Annotated in this window: 16 protein-coding genes; all 16 read left to right on the forward strand. The window is 46.8% G+C overall.

Going from position 1 to position 18475, the window contains the following annotated elements; translation table 11 throughout:
• The first annotated feature begins 15 nt into the window (after positions 1-15).
• Positions 16-516, forward strand: a complete 501-nt coding sequence (gene rplJ / locus JEZ96_RS00795; protein WP_006083609.1) for a 50S ribosomal protein L10 — start codon at positions 16-18, stop codon at positions 514-516.
• A gap of 54 nt (positions 517-570) precedes the next feature.
• Positions 571-939 (forward strand): 50S ribosomal protein L7/L12, encoded by a 369-nt coding sequence (gene rplL, locus JEZ96_RS00800; protein WP_007644333.1) that lies wholly within the window; start codon positions 571-573, stop codon positions 937-939.
• 240 nt (positions 940-1179) lie between these two features.
• The gene (rpoB, locus tag JEZ96_RS00805) at positions 1180-5211 is read left to right on the forward strand and encodes a DNA-directed RNA polymerase subunit beta (RefSeq protein WP_011787567.1); all 4032 of its coding nucleotides are present in this window, start codon (positions 1180-1182) and stop codon (positions 5209-5211) included.
• 83 nt (positions 5212-5294) lie between these two features.
• The gene (gene rpoC / locus JEZ96_RS00810) at positions 5295-9512 is read left to right on the forward strand and encodes a DNA-directed RNA polymerase subunit beta' (protein ID WP_011787568.1); all 4218 of its coding nucleotides are present in this window, start codon (positions 5295-5297) and stop codon (positions 9510-9512) included.
• A 179-nt stretch (positions 9513-9691) separates the two neighbouring features.
• Entirely contained in the window at positions 9692-10066 is a 375-nt protein-coding gene (gene rpsL, locus JEZ96_RS00815) for a 30S ribosomal protein S12 (protein ID WP_011787569.1), read from the forward strand.
• Between the two features lie 80 nt (positions 10067-10146).
• On the forward strand, positions 10147-10617 hold the full coding sequence (gene rpsG / locus JEZ96_RS00820) for a 30S ribosomal protein S7 (protein WP_011787570.1): 471 nt from the start codon (positions 10147-10149) through the stop codon (positions 10615-10617).
• Between the two features lie 78 nt (positions 10618-10695).
• On the forward strand, positions 10696-12792 hold the full coding sequence (gene fusA, locus JEZ96_RS00825) for an elongation factor G (protein ID WP_011787571.1): 2097 nt from the start codon (positions 10696-10698) through the stop codon (positions 12790-12792).
• Between the two features lie 72 nt (positions 12793-12864).
• Positions 12865-14049: an elongation factor Tu gene (gene tuf / locus JEZ96_RS00830; protein ID WP_011787562.1), complete on the forward strand. Its 1185-nt coding sequence runs from the start codon at positions 12865-12867 to the stop codon at positions 14047-14049.
• Positions 14050-14383: 334 nt separating this feature from the next.
• Positions 14384-14695, forward strand: a complete 312-nt coding sequence (gene rpsJ, locus JEZ96_RS00835) for a 30S ribosomal protein S10 (RefSeq protein WP_006083601.1) — start codon at positions 14384-14386, stop codon at positions 14693-14695.
• A 27-nt stretch (positions 14696-14722) separates the two neighbouring features.
• Positions 14723-15361 carry a 50S ribosomal protein L3 gene (gene rplC, locus JEZ96_RS00840; RefSeq protein WP_011787572.1) on the forward strand — a complete coding sequence of 213 codons (639 nt, stop codon included), beginning with the start codon at positions 14723-14725 and terminating at the stop codon, positions 15359-15361.
• Positions 15362-15378: 17 nt separating this feature from the next.
• Entirely contained in the window at positions 15379-15984 is a 606-nt protein-coding gene (gene rplD, locus JEZ96_RS00845) for a 50S ribosomal protein L4 (protein WP_006083599.1), read from the forward strand.
• On the forward strand, positions 15984-16286 hold the full coding sequence (gene rplW, locus JEZ96_RS00850) for a 50S ribosomal protein L23 (RefSeq protein WP_025008843.1): 303 nt from the start codon (positions 15984-15986) through the stop codon (positions 16284-16286). Before rplD ends, rplW begins: the two co-directional genes overlap by 1 nt.
• Positions 16287-16302: 16 nt before the next feature.
• Positions 16303-17127, forward strand: coding sequence for a 50S ribosomal protein L2 (gene rplB, locus JEZ96_RS00855; protein ID WP_011787573.1), 825 nt, complete (start codon positions 16303-16305; stop codon positions 17125-17127).
• A gap of 14 nt (positions 17128-17141) precedes the next feature.
• Entirely contained in the window at positions 17142-17420 is a 279-nt protein-coding gene (gene rpsS, locus JEZ96_RS00860) for a 30S ribosomal protein S19 (RefSeq protein ID WP_006083596.1), read from the forward strand.
• Positions 17421-17435: 15 nt separating this feature from the next.
• Positions 17436-17768 carry a 50S ribosomal protein L22 gene (gene rplV / locus JEZ96_RS00865; RefSeq protein ID WP_006083595.1) on the forward strand — a complete coding sequence of 111 codons (333 nt, stop codon included), beginning with the start codon at positions 17436-17438 and terminating at the stop codon, positions 17766-17768.
• A 9-nt stretch (positions 17769-17777) separates the two neighbouring features.
• The gene (gene rpsC, locus JEZ96_RS00870) at positions 17778-18470 is read left to right on the forward strand and encodes a 30S ribosomal protein S3 (RefSeq protein ID WP_011787574.1); all 693 of its coding nucleotides are present in this window, start codon (positions 17778-17780) and stop codon (positions 18468-18470) included.
• Positions 18471-18475: the final 5 nt, after the last annotated feature.

An 18475-nucleotide genomic window follows, 5' to 3' on the forward strand; every position in this document is an offset into this window, starting at 1 on the left:
CCAGGAGTAAAGCCAATGGCATTAAGACTCGAAGACAAAAAAGCGATTGTTGCTGAAGTCAACGAAGCTGCCAAAGGTGCGCTATCTGCAGTTGCCGCTGATTCTCGCGGTGTAACTGTAGGTGCTATGACCGGTCTGCGTAAAAAAGCGCGTGAAGCTGGTGTTTATGTACGTGTAGTACGTAACACGCTAGCTCGTCGTGCTGTTGAAGGTACAGCTTTTGAGTGCCTAGCAGAAACGTTCACTGGCCCAACTTTGATTGCTTTTTCTTTAGAGCACCCAGGTGCTGCAGCTCGTCTGTTAAAAGACTTTGCTAAAGAGCAAGCTAACTTCGAAGTTAAAGGCGCAGCCTTTGAAGGGAATTTCATCCCCGCAGCGGAAATTGATCGTTTGGCGAAACTGCCAACATACGAAGAAGCACTAGCACAGTTAATGATGACTATGAAAGAAGCATCTGCTGGCAAGTTCGTTCGTACACTGGCCGCCCTGCGCGATCAAAAACAAGAAGCCGCTTAATTTCAAGCTGGCTGCTTAATAGAATTGAATTCAGAACAATAGGAAACATTTGTTATGTCTATCACTAAAGACCAAATCTTAGAAGCCTTTGCAGCTATGTCTGTAATGGAAGTTGTTGAACTGATCGAAGCAATGGAAGAGAAGTTCGGCGTTTCTGCCGCTGCTGCTGTTGTTTCTGGTGGTGGCGAAGCTGCTGCTGCTGTTGAAGAGCAAACAGAATTCAACGTAATTCTGACTGCACACGGCGACAACAAAGTTGCAGTAATTAAAGCCATCCGTGGCGCAACTGGTTTAGGCCTGAAAGAAGCTAAAGCAATGTCTGAAGCTGCTCCAGTAGCAGTTAAAGAAGGCGTTTCTAAAGAAGAAGCTGAAGCTCTGAAGAAAGAACTAGTTGAAGCTGGTGCTTCAGTAGAAATCAAGTAAGCTATTTTAGCTTACTCACCCAAGCCAATTGGGTGGAGGCTGGCGGTTTTTTAACCGTCGGCCTTTTTTGCGCTATATGCGCCGGCGATTTTTTTTCACCGTTTATCGCCAGATTTTGCAGTCCCTAGCAGAGATTACTGGTTAGGTTCTTGCCATCAACGGTGATGGGCAAACGTGCTGAATGTAATAACTTAAGTTATTGATTCAGTCTTGGTCACATCTCGTAAGCAGAGGAAACCCATGGTTTACTCCTATTCTGAAAAGAAGCGTATTCGCAAAGACTTTGGTAAGCGTCCACAGGTGTTGGATATTCCTTACCTTTTGTCTATTCAGTTAGACTCTTTTAAGAAGTTCACCGATCAAGATCCTACCGGTGAGCGCGGTCTTGAAGCCGCCTTCCGTAGCGTTTTTCCCATCAAGAGCTTTTCTGGTAATTCAGAACTGCAATACGTCAGCTATAAGCTTGGCGAGCCTGTTTTTGATGTGAAAGAGTGTCAGATCCGCGGTGTTACGTATTCAGCACCACTACGCGTTAAATTACGCATGGTGTTGTATGACCGTGAAGCAGCGGCAGGCACTGTAAAAGATATTAAAGAGCAAGAAGTCTACATGGGCGATATCCCATTGATGACGGATAACGGTACCTTTGTTATCAACGGTACTGAGCGTGTAATCGTATCTCAATTACACCGTAGCCCTGGCGTGTTCTTCGATCATGACCGTGGTAAAACCCACTCATCGGGTAAGGTGCTGTATAACGCACGTATTATTCCTTACCGTGGTTCATGGCTTGACTTTGAATTCGATCCTAAAGATGCACTTTTCGTACGTATTGACCGTCGCCGTAAATTACCAGCGACCATCATTCTGCGTGCATTAGAATACTCTACTCAAGAGATCCTCGACCTGTTCTTCGAACGTGTTGAGTTCAAGATCAAGAAAGATACGTTAGTCATGGCGTTAGTTCCTGAGCGTCTGCGTGGCGAAACTGCCAGCTATGACATCAAGGATGCTGAAGGTTCTGTGCTGGTTGAAGCGGGCCGTCGTATTACTGCGCGCCATATTCGCCAGTTAGAAAAGACTAATACCACTGAACTCGAAGTGCCAGTTGAATATATCGTGGGCAAATATGCTGCTCAAGATTATATCGATCCGGACACGGGTGAAGTTTTAGTGTCTGCAAACAGTGAAATCAGCTTAGAAGACTTAGCGAAATTATCACTTGCTGGCATTAAAGATATCAGCACGTTGTATATCAACGAGCTAGATCATGGTGCTTATATTTCAGATACGCTGCGTATCGATTCAACCACTAACCGCTTAGAAGCACTGGTTGAGATCTATCGCATGATGCGTCCTGGTGAGCCACCAACCAAAGATGCGGCTGAAGCACTATTCCAGAACTTGTTCTTCAGTGAAGAACGCTATGACCTGTCTAAAGTCGGTCGTATGAAGTTCAACCGTCGTCTGAGCATCCCCGATGACGAAGGTAGCGGTGTATTGTCTAAAGAAGACATCGTCGCGGTAATGAAGAACATCATTCATATCCGTAACGGTTTCGACGAAGTCGATGACATCGATCACTTAGGTAACCGTCGTATTCGTAGCGTCGGTGAAATGGCTGAAAACCAATTCCGTGTTGGTTTAGTCCGTGTTGAGCGCGCCGTGCGTGAACGTCTGTCTTTAGGCGATCTGAATGAGCTGATGCCACAAGACTTAATCAACGCTAAGCCAATTTCTGCTGCAGTGAAAGAGTTCTTCGGTTCTTCACAGCTGTCACAATTCATGGACCAAAACAACCCGCTGTCAGAAGTCACGCATAAGCGTCGTATTTCTGCTCTTGGCCCTGGTGGTTTGACCCGTGAACGTGCAGGCTTTGAAGTCCGTGACGTACATCCAACGCATTATGGTCGTTTATGTCCAATTGAGACCCCTGAAGGTCCAAACATTGGTCTAATCAACTCATTAGCAAGTTTTGCTCGTACTAACTCATACGGCTTCTTAGAAACGCCATACCGCAAGGTGATTGACGGCGTGATTACTGACGAAGTGGAATACTTGTCAGCGATTGAAGAAGGTCGTTATGTCATTGCACAGGCAAACATCGAAGTTGATGCAAATGGCCGCATGGTTGAAGAGCAGATCGCCTGTCGTCATAAAGGTGAATCGACCTTTATGCGCGCATCTGATATTCAATACATGGACGTATCGCCACAACAGATTATTTCTGTTGCTGCATCACTGATCCCGTTCTTAGAACACGACGACGCTAACCGTGCATTGATGGGTGCGAACATGCAACGTCAAGCCGTACCCACACTGCGCTCTGAAAAGCCGTTAGTCGGTACAGGTATTGAACGTACGCTAGCTGTTGATTCTGGTGTAGTAGTTGTTGCTAAGCGTGGTGGTTATATCGACTACGTTGATGCGAGCCGTATCGTTGTTAAAGTCAATGAAGATGAGCTACGTCCAGGCGAAGCGGGTATCGACATTTATAACCTGACTAAATACACCCGTTCTAACCAAAATACTTGTATCAACCAGCGCCCTTGTTGTGCCGTTGGTGAGCCAGTAGTTCGTGGTGACGTGTTAGCAGACGGTCCGTCTACTGACTTAGGTGACTTAGCTCTTGGCCAGAACATGCGCATCGCGTTCATGCCTTGGAACGGTTACAACTTCGAAGACTCGATCTTAATTTCTGAGCGCGTAGCACAGGAAGACCGCTTCACCACTATCCACATCCAAGAGCTGTCTTGTATTGCTCGTGATACCAAACTGGGTAGCGAAGAAATCACCGCTGATATTCCAAACGTAGGTGAATCTGCTCTGTCGAAACTCGACGAATCAGGTATCGTTTATATTGGTGCAGAAGTGAAGGGTGGCGATATTCTGGTCGGTAAAGTAACGCCAAAAGGCGAAACTCAGCTAACACCAGAAGAGAAGTTACTCCGTGCTATCTTCGGTGAGAAAGCGTCTGATGTGAAAGACAGCTCACTGCGTGTACCTAACTCTGTTAAGGGCACTATCATCGACGTTCAGGTATTTACCCGTGACGGCGTTGAAAAAGATAAACGTGCAGTTGAAATCGAAGAGATGCACATCGCTCAAGCACGTAAAGACTTAAGCGAAGAGTTCAAGATCCTTGAAGAAGGTGTATTGAGCCGTGCTCGTAACCTATTGTTAGGTGCGGGTTTCACAGAAACACAAATCGCAGCGATGCCACGTAAGGATGTATTGGTTCAAGTTATTGACGATGAAGCAAAACAAACTGAACTTGAGCAATTAGCTGAGCAGCATGAAGAGCTGAAAGCAGACTTCGATAAGAAGTTTGAAATTAAACGTCGCAAGATCACCCAAGGTGATGACTTGGCGCCAGGCGTACTGAAGATCGTTAAGGTTTACTTAGCGGTTAAGCGTACTATCCAACCTGGTGACAAGATGGCGGGTCGTCATGGTAACAAGGGTGTTATCTCTAAGATTTGCCCAATCGAAGACATGCCATATGACGAACAAGGTAACCCAGTAGACATCGTATTGAACCCACTAGGTGTTCCGTCACGGATGAACATTGGTCAGGTACTTGAAGTCCATATGGGCGCCGCCGCTAAAGGTATTGGTAACAAGATCACTGCAATGCTTGAAGAACAGCGCGAGCTGGCTGAAGTACGCGGTTACATCAAGCAAGTGTATGAGTTAGGTGACGAAGTGCAGCAGCGCGTCGATATCGATTCATTCACCGATGATGAAGTGATGCGTCTTGCCCAAAACTTGAAGGGTGGTATCCCGATTGCGACTCCTGCATTCGACGGTGCTAAAGAGAAAGAGATCAAGCAGATGCTTGAGCTTGCAGGCTTGCCAACCTCTGGTCAGCTGAAGTTGTATGATGGTCGTACCGGTAACGAATTTGAGCGTCAAGTAACCGTCGGTTACATGTACATGCTCAAACTGAACCACTTAGTTGATGACAAGATGCACGCCCGTTCTACCGGTTCGTACAGCTTAGTGACTCAACAACCACTGGGCGGTAAAGCTCAGTTCGGTGGTCAGCGTTTCGGTGAGATGGAAGTGTGGGCACTAGAAGCATACGGTGCCGCTTATACGCTTCAAGAAATGCTCACCGTGAAATCGGATGACGTTAACGGTCGTACTCAGATGTATAAGAACATCGTCGACGGTAACCATCAGATGCAACCTGGCATGCCAGAGTCCTTCAACGTGTTACTGAAGGAGATCCGTTCACTCGGTATTAATATCGAGTTGGATCAGGAATAAGCGTCGCCCAAAGGCAACGTTTGGCAACAGAATGGTACTCCGCAGTCGCGGAGTACCCGGTTTAACTCCTTCAGGAGAGAAACGTGAAAGACTTATTAAAGTTTCTGAAACAGCAAAGCAAGACTGAAGAATTTAACGGCATCAAAATTGGTCTGGCATCGCCTGATCTGATCCGTTCTTGGTCTTTTGGTGAAGTTAAGAAGCCAGAAACCATCAACTACCGTACCTTCAAGCCTGAGCGTGAAGGTCTGTTCTGTGCGCGTATCTTTGGCCCAGTCAAAGATTACGAATGTTTGTGCGGTAAGTACAAACGTCTGAAGCACCGTGGTGTTATTTGTGAAAAGTGTGGCGTTGAAGTCACCCAGACTAAAGTACGTCGTGAGCGTATGGGTCACATCGAACTGGCTAGCCCAGTCGCGCACATTTGGTTCTTAAAATCACTGCCGTCCCGTATCGGTTTAATGCTGGATATGACGCTGCGTGATATCGAACGCGTACTGTATTTTGAATCATTCGTCGTGATCGAGCCTGGCATGACCAGCCTTGAACGTGGCCAAATGCTGACAGAAGAAACGTATCTGGATGCGTTAGAAGAATACGGTGATGAGTTCGAAGCGAAAATGGGTGCCGAAGCTGTTCTAGAACTGCTGCGCGCTATCGATTTAGCGAAAGAAATCGAACAAATGCGTGAAGAGTTACCTTCAATCAACTCTGAGACTCGTCGCAAGAAAGTGACTAAACGTCTTAAGTTGATGGAAGCCTTCTTCACTTCAGGCAACAAGCCTGAATGGATGATCTTAAAAGTACTGCCGGTGTTACCGCCTGACTTACGTCCGCTGGTACCGCTCGATGGCGGCCGCTTCGCGACTTCAGATCTTAACGACCTGTATCGCCGCGTGATCAACCGTAACAACCGTTTGAAGCGTCTGTTAGATTTAGCTGCGCCAGACATTATCGTACGCAACGAAAAGCGTATGTTACAAGAGTCTGTTGATGCGCTATTAGATAACGGTCGTCGTGGTCGTGCAATTACTGGTTCTAACAAGCGTCCTCTGAAATCTTTGGCCGATATGATCAAAGGTAAACAAGGTCGTTTCCGTCAGAACTTGTTGGGTAAACGCGTTGACTATTCTGGTCGTTCGGTCATTACCGTAGGTCCTACTTTACGTCTGCACCAATGTGGTCTTCCTAAGAAGATGGCACTGGAACTGTTCAAACCATTTATCTATGGCAAGCTGGAAGGTCGTGGTTTAGCGACTACCATCAAAGCGGCTAAGAAGATGGTTGAGCGTGAAGTGGCGGAAGTTTGGGACGTTCTGGATGAAGTGATCCGCGAACATCCAGTAATGCTTAACCGTGCACCAACACTGCACAGATTAGGTATTCAAGCGTTCGAACCTGTACTGATTGAAGGTAAAGCTATCCAGTTACACCCACTCGTTTGTGCGGCATACAACGCCGACTTCGACGGTGACCAAATGGCGGTACACGTACCGTTAACACTGGAAGCGCAGCTTGAAGCCCGTGCCCTGATGATGTCTACCAACAACATCCTGTCACCCGCGAACGGCGAGCCTGTTATCACCCCGTCTCAAGACGTGGTATTGGGTCTGTACTACACCAGCCGTGAGCGTATTAACGGCCGTGGTGAAGGTATGGCATTTATGTCTGTTGCTGAAGTTGAAAAAGCTTACGCAACTGGCGCTGCTGAACTGCATGCCCGCGTTAAAGTTCGTATCACTGAAACCATTATTGGTGATGATGGTGAGCGCACTGAACAACGCCGTATCGTTGATACGACTGTGGGTCGTGCTCTGCTGTCACTTATTCTGCCAGCAGGTTTGTCATTTGATCTGGTTAACCAGAACATGGGCAAAAAGCAGATCTCTAAACTGTTGAACACCTGTTATCGTCAACTGGGTCTGAAAGATACTGTTATCTTCGCTGACCAATTGATGTATACCGGTTTCCGTTTTGCAACCATCTCTGGTGCCTCTGTCGGTATCGATGACATGGTTATTCCAGACGAGAAATACACCTTAGTTGCTGATGCAGAAGCGGAAGTTCTTGAAATTCAAGAGCAGTTCCAATCTGGTCTAGTCACAGCTGGTGAGCGTTACAACAAAGTTATCGATATCTGGGCAAGTGCCAACGAAAAAGTTTCTAAGGCGATGATGGAAAACCTGTCAACTGAGACAGTGATTAACCGTGATGGCGTTGAAGAGAAACAAGCCTCGTTTAACAGCATCTATATGATGGCTGACTCAGGCGCTCGTGGTAGTGCTGCACAGATCCGTCAGTTGGCGGGTATGCGTGGTCTGATGGCAAAACCTGACGGCTCAATCATCGAAACGCCAATTACCGCTAACTTCCGTGAAGGTCTAAACGTACTCCAGTACTTTATTTCTACTCACGGTGCGCGTAAAGGTCTAGCCGATACCGCATTGAAGACAGCGAACTCGGGTTACCTGACTCGTCGTCTTGTAGACGTTGCACAAGATTTAGTGGTTATCGAAGACGATTGTGGTACTCACGAAGGTCTAACCATGAAACCGCTGATTGAAGGTGGTGATGTGGTTGAGCCGTTACGTGAACGCGTACTGGGTCGTGTGGTTGCCGTTGATGTGTTCTATCCAGGCACCGAAGATGTACTAGCACCACGTAACACGCTACTCGACGAAGCATGGTGTGACAAGTTAGAAGAGCATTCAATCGATGAAGTGATTGTGCGTTCTGTGATTACCTGTGATACCGATTTCGGTGTCTGTGCAGCCTGTTATGGTCGTGACTTGGCCCGTGGTCATATCATCAACCATGGTGAGGCCATCGGTGTTGTGGCAGCACAATCTATCGGTGAACCAGGTACACAGTTAACGATGCGTACGTTCCACATCGGTGGTGCGGCATCTCGTGCGTCTGCAGAAAACAATGTCCAAGTGAAAAACTCGGGTTCATTGAAACTGCATAATGCTAAGCATGTTACTAACAGCGACGGCAAACTGGTTATCGTTTCTCGTTCTTCTGAGCTGGCCATCATCGATGAGTTAGGTCGTGAGAAAGAGCGTTACAAAGTGCCATACGGTACTGTGCTTGAGAAATTGGAAGAAGCTGCGGTTGAAGCGGGCGATATTATCGCTAACTGGGATCCACATACTCACCCAATCATTTCTGAAGTGGCGGGTAGTATCAAGTTCGTCGATATGATTGACGGTGTCACTATGACACGTCAAACAGACGAACTAACGGGTCTATCATCAATCGTGATCCTTGACGTCGGTCAGCGTGGTACAGCGGGTAAAGAAATGCGCCCAATGATCCGTCTGCTTGGCGCTAATGGTAGCGATCTGATGATCCCTGGTACAGAAGTGCCAGCACAGTACTTCTTACCTGGTAGTGCGATTGTTAACCTTGACGACAACGCGCAAATTGCCGTAGGTGACGCTTTAGCACGTATTCCACAGGAATCGTCTAAAACACGCGACATCACCGGTGGTCTGCCACGCGTTGCTGACCTGTTCGAAGCGCGTAAGCCAAAAGAGCCTGCTATTCTGGCGGAAATCTCTGGTACCATCTCGTTTGGTAAAGAGACCAAAGGTAAGCGTCGTTTGGTCATTACACCTGCTGATGGCGGCGATCAATATGAAGAGATGATCCCTAAATGGCGTAACTTAAACGTGTTCGAAGGTGAAAAAGTCGAACGTGGTGAAGTTATCGCTGATGGTCCAGAAGCGGCACATGACATTCTGCGTCTGCGCGGTATCCATAACGTAGCAAACTACATTGTGAACGAAGTTCAAGACGTTTACCGTCTGCAAGGCGTGAAGATCAACGATAAGCATATCGAAGTCATCATCCGTCAAATGCTACGTAAGTGCTTGATCACTTCTGCGGGTGACACAGAGTTCTTAGAAGGTGAGCAAGTTGAAGTGTCTCGCGTTAAGATCGCAAACCGCGAACTTATCGCACAGGGTAAAGTACCTGCGACCTTCGAACGTGAACTGCTAGGTATTACTAAAGCGTCTCTGGCAACAGAATCGTTTATCTCTGCAGCGTCGTTCCAAGAAACTACGCGCGTACTGACTGAAGCCGCCGTAGGTGGTAAGAGTGATCAACTACGTGGTCTGAAAGAAAACGTTATCGTTGGTCGTTTGATCCCAGCCGGTACAGGTTATGCTTATCACAAGACCCGCAATGATGCTCGCGCTAAGAAAGACGAGCCAGTTGTTGTGAATAAAGTCACTGCTAGTGAAGCTGAACAGAACCTCGCTGATCTCTTAAACATGGCCGGTAGCCAAGATTAAGTAATCAGTTTGTAACAAAAAGGCGCCAATGGCGCCTTTTTTATTGTAAAATGCCGCAAAAGTTGGCTATTTCTTGACAGTCAGGCATTACCTTTCTAAAATTCCGCGTCCCACTATTGTGGGATATAGATTTTTCACACCTTATCGTTGAGTTTGATTCAACTGACTCGGAGCTATACATGGCAACTGTAAACCAGTTGGTACGTAAGCCACGCGCGCCAAAAGTCGACAAGACTAACGTGCCTGCGTTGAATGCGTGCCCACAAAAGCGTGGTGTTTGTACACGTGTGTACACTACTACCCCTAAAAAACCTAACTCTGCACTACGTAAAGTAGCTCGTGTGCGTCTAACTAACGGTTTCGAAGTAACTTCGTACATCGGCGGTGAAGGCCACAACCTGCAGGAACACAGCGTGATCTTAATCCGTGGTGGTCGTGTTAAAGACTTACCAGGTGTTCGCTATCACACTGTTCGTGGCGCACTAGACTGTGCTGGCGTGAGCTCACGTCGCCAAGGTCGTTCTAAGTACGGTGCAAAACGTCCTAAGTCTTAACGTATCCGTTAAGTAAGGCCAAGCTAGTTTATTTTGAGAATTCCAGTTTTGGAAATCCCTGAAGCATACGGAGAATTGTTATGCCAAGACGTCGCGTTGTAGGACAACGTAAAATCCTACCAGATCCAAAGTTTCACAGTGAGTTGTTGGCTAAGTTCATCAACGTCATTATGCAGGACGGCAAAAAGTCGACTGCAGAAAAAATTATCTACAAGGCATTAGATGTTGTCGCTGAAAAGAAAAGCGAAAACCATTTAGTGATCCTTGAAGCAGCCCTGGACAATGTTCGCCCATCAGTCGAAGTTAAATCTCGTCGCGTTGGTGGTTCTACGTACCAGGTACCATGTGAAGTTCGTCCAGTGCGTCGTAACGCACTGGCGATGCGCTGGTTAGTTGAAGCTGCTCGTAAGCGTGGTGAAAAATCTATGGCTTTACGTCTAGCAGGTGAAATGCTAGATGCGTCTGAAAACAAAGGTACTGCTGTTAAGAAGCGTGAAGACGTGCATCGCATGGCTGAAGCTAACAAAGCCTTTGCTCATTACCGCTGGTAATTTGATGGTGTGGGCTTAGGCCCACACCATTGTTGTTGATATTGCCAAGGCAATTGTCTTGGTGGAGAGGGTATAATCGTGGCTCGTATAACCCCAATTGAGCGTTATCGTAATATCGGTATTTGTGCTCATGTGGACGCAGGTAAAACCACCACAACAGAACGTGTTCTGTTCTATACCGGTTTGTCTCATAAAATCGGTGAGGTGCATGACGGCGCCGCGACCACAGACTGGATGGTTCAAGAGCAAGAGCGTGGTATCACTATCACCTCTGCTGCGGTAACCACATTCTGGCGTGGTATGGATGCTCAATTCACTGAACACCGCATCAATATCATCGATACCCCAGGTCACGTTGACTTCACTATTGAAGTTGAGCGTTCTTTGCGCGTTCTTGACGGCGCTGTTGTGGTTTTTTGTGGTTCTTCAGGTGTTGAACCCCAATCTGAAACCGTGTGGCGTCAAGCTGACAAATACCGTGTTCCACGCTTAGTATTCGTCAATAAAATGGATCGCGCTGGTGCGGACTTTGAACGTGTAGTGAAGCAAATCAGAACTCGCCTTGGAGCGACTTGTGTGCCTATTCAATTGAATATTGGCTCAGAAGAAAACTTTAGAGGCGTGATCGACTTAATCAAGATGAAAGCCATTAACTGGAATGAAGAAGACCAGGGTATGACTTTTACTCATGAGGAGATCCCTGCAGAATTGGCGGCTAAAGCGGCTGAAATGCATGAGTATCTGGTTGAAGTAGCGGCAGAATCCTCTGATGAACTGATGGATAAGTACCTTGAAGAAGGCACGCTATCAGAAGAAGAGATTAAGAAAGCACTGCGTCAGCGTACTATAAATAATGAAATCGTTTTAGCGACTTGTGGTTCTGCATTTAAGAACAAAGGCGTTCAAGCGGTACTTGATGCGGTCGTGGAATTTTTGCCAGCGCCTATTGATGTGCCTCCAATTAAGGGCATTGATGAGAATGAGCAAGAAGTTGAGCGCCCATCAGATGACAATGCGCCTTTTGCTGCATTGGCATTTAAAATTGCTACAGATCCATTCGTAGGGACGTTAACTTTTATCCGTGTGTACTCCGGCGTACTTGAGTCAGGCTCAGGCGTTTACAATTCTGTTAAACAGAAGCGAGAACGTATAGGTCGTATCGTGCAAATGCATGCCAATGATCGAACAGAGCTGAAAGAGGTTCGTGCCGGTGATATTGCCGCGGCGATAGGGTTAAAAGAAGTCACTACGGGTGATACGCTTTGTGATAACGATCATAGAGTGATCTTGGAACGTATGGAGTTCCCTGAGCCAGTAATTACCATTGCCGTTGAGCCCAAGTCTAAAGCAGACCAAGATAAAATGGGGATTGCGCTGCAAAAACTTGCAGCTGAAGATCCATCATTCAGGGTTGAAACAGACGAAGAATCATCACAAACACTTATTTCCGGTATGGGTGAGTTACACTTAGACATCATTGTAGACCGTATGCGTCGCGAGTTTGGTGTCGAATGTAACGTCGGTAAGCCACAAGTGGCCTACCGTGAAACTATCCGAGGATCAGTTGAAGCTGAAGGTAAATTTGTACGCCAATCAGGTGGTCGTGGACAATTCGGTCACGTTTGGTTAAAACTAGAGCCTAATGAAGAAGGTGCTGGTTACGAATTTATCAATGCTATTGTGGGAGGTGTAGTTCCTCGTGAATTTATACCTGCGGTTGATAAAGGTATCCAAGAACAGATGAAGAATGGCGTTCTCGCTGGCTTCCCTGTGTTGGACGTGAAGGTCACTCTGTTCGACGGTTCATATCATGATGTGGACTCGAATGAAATGGCGTTCAAAATTGCGGGTTCTATGGGCTTCAAAAAGGGTGCGCTTGAAGCGAATCCTGTGCTGCTCGAACCTTGCATGAAAGTAGAAGTAACTACTCCTGAGAACTACATGGGCGACGTAGTTGGTGATTTAAATCGTCGTCGTGGTTTGATTGAAGGTATGGATGATGGCTTTGGTGGCATCAAAATAGTCCATGCTGTGGTGCCTCTTTCTGAAATGTTTGGTTATGCAACTGATTTGCGCTCTGCAACTCAGGGGCGTGCTTCGTACTCCATGGAGTTCTTGAAGTACTCTGATGCACCGCAAAACATTGCGAAAGCGATTATTGAATCTCGTAGCTAATTTCCAGTTACGACATAAATGTTATTATGGTCCAGCTTTGACTGGACTATTCTGAAAAGAAAGGAATATATCGTGGCAAAAGCTAAATTTGAACGTATTAAGCCTCACGTAAACGTGGGCACCATTGGTCACGTTGACCATGGTAAAACCACTCTGACTGCAGCTATCTCTCACGTACTGGCTAAGACCTACGGTGGCGAAGCTAAAGACTTCTCTCAAATCGATAACGCTCCAGAAGAGCGTGAGCGCGGTATTACCATCAATACCTCTCACATCGAATATGACACGCCATCACGCCACTACGCCCACGTAGACTGCCCAGGCCACGCTGACTATGTTAAAAACATGATCACTGGTGCTGCACAGATGGACGGCGCGATTCTGGTAGTCGCTTCAACAGACGGTCCAATGCCACAGACTCGTGAGCACATCCTGCTTTCTCGTCAGGTTGGCGTACCATTCATCATCGTATTCATGAACAAATGTGACATGGTAGATGACGAAGAGCTGTTAGAGCTAGTTGAGATGGAAGTGCGTGAACTGTTATCAGAATACGATTTCCCAGGTGATGACTTACCGGTAATCCAAGGTTCAGCTCTGAAAGCGCTAGAAGGCGAGCCAGAGTGGGAAGCAAAAATCCTTGAATTAGCAGCGGCGCTGGATTCTTACATTCCAGAACCACAACGTGACATCGATAAGCCGTTCCTACTGCCAATCGAAGACGTATTCTCAATTTCAGGCCGTGGTACAGTAGTAACAGGTCGTGTTGAGCGTGGTATTGTACGCGTAGGCGACGAAGTTGAAATCGTTGGTGTACGTGCGACAACTAAGACAACGTGTACTGGTGTAGAAATGTTCCGTAAACTGCTTGACGAAGGTCGTGCAGGTGAGAACTGTGGTATTTTGTTACGTGGTACTAAGCGTGATGACGTAGAACGTGGTCAAGTATTAGCGAAGCCAGGTTCAATCAACCCACACACTACTTTTGAATCAGAAGTTTACGTACTGTCAAAAGAAGAAGGTGGTCGTCACACGCCATTCTTCAAAGGCTACCGTCCACAGTTCTACTTCCGTACAACTGACGTAACCGGTACTATCGAACTGCCAGAAGGCGTAGAGATGGTAATGCCAGGCGATAACATCAAGATGGTAGTGACACTGATTTGCCCAATCGCGATGGACGAAGGTTTACGCTTCGCAATCCGTGAAGGCGGTCGTACAGTGGGTGCAGGTGTAGTAGCTAAAATCATTGCTTAATAGCGATAGAGATTAGTGTGAAAAGGAAGCTTCGGCTTCCTTTTTTGTTTAAGGGCTAGTTTTCTCCATAAATTTGTGTAAAATGCTCGCCACTCTGACGTTAAATAGTTTTTTGATGACTATTTACACAGTGGGCTTGATATCTCGATTTAGATGAGTATAATTGCCCCCTCGTTGACCTAGGTCTACGAATTAAATGATTAGTCAATTAAGTTAATCATTATCATAGCGGCTCCGATTGGGAGTCGAACGGTTAAATCATCTCGCTCTGCTTTTCTATTTAGAAGAAGCTAGAGGGTGATTTTTTATATGTCCATTTTAGGAGCTCTGGTCAATGCAGAACCAAAGAATCCGTATCCGCTTAAAGGGATTTGATCATCGCTTAATTGATCAATCTACAGCGGAAATCGTTGAAACTGCTAAGCGTACAGGCGCTCAAGTACGTGGTCCAATTCCACTACCTACGCGTAAAGAGCGTTATACCATTTTGATCTCTCCGCACGTTAATAAAGATGCTCGTGACCAGTATGAATTACGTACACACAAGCGCCTGGTTGACATCGTAGAGCCAACTGAAAAGACTGTAGACGCTCTAATGCGTTTAGATCTTGCGGCTGGTGTCGACGTACAGATTAGCTTGGGTTAATTGAGATCCTTAGAAGAGGTTTGAGAGATGGCTATCGGTCTTATTGGTCGTAAAGTTGGTATGACTCGCATCTTTACTGAAGATGGTGTTTCAATACCTGTTACAGTAATTGAAGTTGCTGGCAACCGTGTTACTCAAGTGAAAACTTTAGAAACTGACGGCTACCGCGCGCTTCAAGTTACTACTGGTACCAAAAAAGCCAATCGCATTACTAAACCAGAAGCAGGTCACTTTGCCAAGAGCGGTGTTGAAGCCGGTCGTGGATTGTGGGAAGTGCGTCTGGAAGACGGTGAAGGCGAGGGCATTGAAGTTGGTGCTGAGCTAAATGTTGATATTTTCGCTGATGTAGCGAAAGTTGATGTTACTGGTCAATCAAAAGGTAAAGGTTTCCAAGGCGGCGTTAAGCGTTGGAACTTCCGTACTCAAGATATGACTCACGGTAACTCTTTGTCGCACCGCTCGAATGGTTCTATTGGTCAGAACCAAACGCCTGGTCGCGTATTCAAAGGCAAGAAAATGTCAGGCCATATGGGTGCCGAGCGTGTTACTACTCAAAATCTAGTTGTAGTTCGTGTAGATGTTGAGCGTAACCTGCTACTAGTCCGTGGCGCTGTTCCTGGCGCTACCAATGGCGACTTGATTATCAAGCCTGCCGTTAAAGCTTAAGGTCTGAGGAGATAGTAATGGAATTGGTATTGAAAGACGCGCAAAGCGCTCTTGAAGTTTCCGAAACTACCTTCGGCCGTGACTTTAACGAGGCACTGGTTCATCAGGTAGTTGTAGCATACGCTGCAAACGCGCGTCAGGGCACTCGTGCTCAGAAGACTCGTGCGGAAGTAACTGGCTCAGGCAAAAAGCCTTGGCGCCAAAAAGGAACTGGCCGTGCTCGTGCTGGTTCTGTTAAAGGCCCAATCTGGCGTGGCGGTGGCGTAACATTCGCTGCTAAAACCCAAGATCATAGCCAAAAAGTTAACAAAAAGATGTACCGCGGTGCGCTGAAAAGCATTCTGTCTGAATTGGTACGTCAAGAGCGTTTAGTTGTTGTTGAATCTTTCGGTGTTGAAGCTCCTAAAACTAAAGAGCTGAAAGCGAAATTAAAAGCAATGAACTTAGAAGACGTTCTAATTGTGACTGCAGAAGTTGATGAGAATTTATTCTTAGCAGCTCGTAACCTGTACAAGGTTGACGTTCGTGACGTAGCGGGTCTAGACCCTGTAAGTCTGATCGCGTTCAACACTGTGCTTGTGACTGCTGACGCAGTGAAGCAAATCGAGGAGATGCTAGCATGATGATCCGCGAAGAACGTTTGCTAAAAGTTATTCTCGCTCCACATATCTCTGAAAAGAGCACTGTGAACGCTGAGAAGCACAACACTGTTGTTTTCCGCGTAGCTATCGACGCAACTAAAGCTGAAATTAAAGCTGCTGTTGCCAAGCTATTTGAAGTTGAAGTTGATTCTGTTCGCACTTTAGTGAGCAAAGGCAAAACTAAACGCACTGGTGGCCGTACTGGTCGTCGTAGCGATTGGAAAAAAGCCTATGTAACTCTTGCTGCTGGTGCTGACATCGATTTCGTCGGCGGCGCTGAGTAAGCAAAGGAGAATTATCATGGCAGTTATTAAGTGTAAGCCAACCTCTCCAGGTCGTCGCCACGTAGTTAAAGTGGTGAACACTGACCTGCATAAGGGTAAACCCTTTGCTGGCCTGTTGGCGAAAAAATCTAAAAGTGGTGGTCGTAACAATACTGGCCGTATCACTGTCCGTCACGTAGGTGGTGGTCATAAGCAGCATTATCGTCTAATCGACTTCAAACGCGATAAAGACGGTATCCCTGCAAAGATTGAGCGTCTGGAATACGATCCAAACCGCACAGCTAACATCGCGTTAGTATTGTATGCGGATGGTGAGCGTCGTTACATCCTTGCTGCTAAAGGTATGCAAGCTGGCGATAAGATCCAGTCTGGTGTTGAAGCCGAAATTAAAACCGGTAACGCAATGCCACTGCGCAACATCCCAGTAGGTTCTGTAGTACACGCAGTAGAAATGAAGCCTGGTAAAGGTGCTCAGATCGCTCGTTCTGCAGGTGCTTATGTACAAGTTGTTGCTCGTGATGGTGCATATGCCACTCTACGTCTTCGCTCTGGCGAAATGCGTAAAGTGCCAGTTGATTGCCGCGCGACATTTGGTGAAGTTGGTAATGCTGAACACATGCTACGCCAGTTAGGTAAAGCAGGTGCTAAGCGCTGGAGAGGCATACGTCCTACAGTGCGTGGTGTTGCAATGAACCCAGTAGACCATCCACACGGTGGTGGTGAAGGCCGTACTTCTGGTGGTCGTCACCCAGTGACTCCATGGGGTGTGCCAACTAAGGGTTATAAAACTCGTAGTAACAAGCGCACTGACAAGTACATCGTACGTCGTCGTAATAAATAGTAAGAGGATTCGCCATGCCACGTTCTCTCAAGAAAGGTCCCTTCATTGACCTGCACTTGCTGAAGAAGGTAGAGAAAGCGATGGAAGCCGGTGACAAAAAGCCTATTAAGACTTGGTCACGTCGCTCTATGATCATTCCAAATATGATTGGTTTGACCATCGCTGTCCATAATGGTCGTCAGCACGTTCCTGTGTTCGTAACTGACGAAATGATCGGCCACAAACTTGGTGAATTTTCACCAACTCGCACTTATCGCGGCCATGCTGCAGATAAGAAAGCGAAGAAGCGCTAATACGGGAGGAATAAGATGGAAGTTTTAGCTAAACATCGTTTTGCCCGTACGTCTGCGCAGAAGGCCCGTCTGGTTGCCGATCAAATTCGTGGTTTGCCTGTTGCTAAGGCCCTCGAAATATTGACTTTCAGCCCGAAAAAAGCCGCCGTACTGGTTAAAAAAGTACTTGACTCAGCTATCGCAAACGCCGAACACAACGAAGGTGCGGATATTGATGAGCTAAAAGTAGGAGCCGTCTTTGTAGACGAGGGTCCAACTATGAAGCGTATCATGCCACGTGCTAAAGGCCGCGCTGATCGTATCATGAAGCGTACCAGCCACATTACTGTGGTTGTATCAGATCGCTAGGAGAGAGCAATGGGACAGAAAGTACATCCTAATGGTATCCGTCTGGGTATCACCAAGCCTTGGATCTCTACCTGGTACGCAGATAAGTCAGATTATGCAAATAATCTGAACAGCGACTGGGAAGTGCGTAAGTTTCTTGTAGAGAAGTTACAAGCTGCGTCAGTATCTAAGATTGTTATCGAACGTCCAGCGAAAAGCATCCGCGTTACGATTCACACTGCCCGTCCAGGCGTTGTGATTGGTAAGAAAGGTGAAGACGTTGAAGTATTGCGTGCCGCAGTGTCAAAGCTGGCTGGTACTCCTGCTCAAATTAACATCGCTGAGATCCGTAAACCTGAGCTAGATGCCAAGTTAGTTGCTGATTCAATTGCACAGCAATTAGAGCGTCGCGTAATGTTCCGTCGTGCTATGAAGCGCGCAGTACAAAACGCAATGCGTATTGGTGCTCAAGGTATCAAAGTTCAAGTTAGTGGCCGTTTAGGCGGAGCTGAGATTGCGCGTGATGAGTGGTATCGTGAAGGTCGCGTACCTTTACATACTTTGCGTGCTGATATCGACTATTCAACATCTGAAAGTCACACTCAATACGGTGTGATTGGCGTTAAAGTTTGGATCTTCAAAGGTGAAGTTCTAGATGGAATGCTGCCACAGATTGAAGAGCCGAAGCAGCAGCAACCTAAGCGCAAGCCTCGTGGTAAATAGGAGAG

This window comes from Shewanella putrefaciens (genome assembly GCF_016406325.1).
Lineage (GTDB): Bacteria > Pseudomonadota > Gammaproteobacteria > Enterobacterales > Shewanellaceae > Shewanella > Shewanella putrefaciens.

Bases quoted from the DNA above. Each gene is read 5' to 3' on its own strand.
- rplJ (WP_006083609.1), top strand. From the start codon at position 16: ATGGCATTAAGACTCGAAGACAAAAAAGCGATTGTTGCTGAAGTCAAC.
- rplL (WP_007644333.1), top strand. From the start codon at position 571: ATGTCTATCACTAAAGACCAAATCTTAGAAGCCTTTGCAGCTATGTCT.
- rpoB (WP_011787567.1), top strand. From the start codon at position 1,180: ATGGTTTACTCCTATTCTGAAAAGAAGCGTATTCGCAAAGACTTTGGT.
- rpsL (WP_011787569.1), top strand. From the start codon at position 9,692: ATGGCAACTGTAAACCAGTTGGTACGTAAGCCACGCGCGCCAAAAGTC.
- rpsG (WP_011787570.1), top strand. From the start codon at position 10,147: ATGCCAAGACGTCGCGTTGTAGGACAACGTAAAATCCTACCAGATCCA.
- rpsJ (WP_006083601.1), top strand. From the start codon at position 14,384: ATGCAGAACCAAAGAATCCGTATCCGCTTAAAGGGATTTGATCATCGC.
- rplC (WP_011787572.1), top strand. From the start codon at position 14,723: ATGGCTATCGGTCTTATTGGTCGTAAAGTTGGTATGACTCGCATCTTT.
- rplD (WP_006083599.1), top strand. From the start codon at position 15,379: ATGGAATTGGTATTGAAAGACGCGCAAAGCGCTCTTGAAGTTTCCGAA.
- rplW (WP_025008843.1), top strand. From the start codon at position 15,984: ATGATCCGCGAAGAACGTTTGCTAAAAGTTATTCTCGCTCCACATATC.
- rplB (WP_011787573.1), top strand. From the start codon at position 16,303: ATGGCAGTTATTAAGTGTAAGCCAACCTCTCCAGGTCGTCGCCACGTA.
- rpsS (WP_006083596.1), top strand. From the start codon at position 17,142: ATGCCACGTTCTCTCAAGAAAGGTCCCTTCATTGACCTGCACTTGCTG.
- rplV (WP_006083595.1), top strand. From the start codon at position 17,436: ATGGAAGTTTTAGCTAAACATCGTTTTGCCCGTACGTCTGCGCAGAAG.
- rpsC (WP_011787574.1), top strand. From the start codon at position 17,778: ATGGGACAGAAAGTACATCCTAATGGTATCCGTCTGGGTATCACCAAG.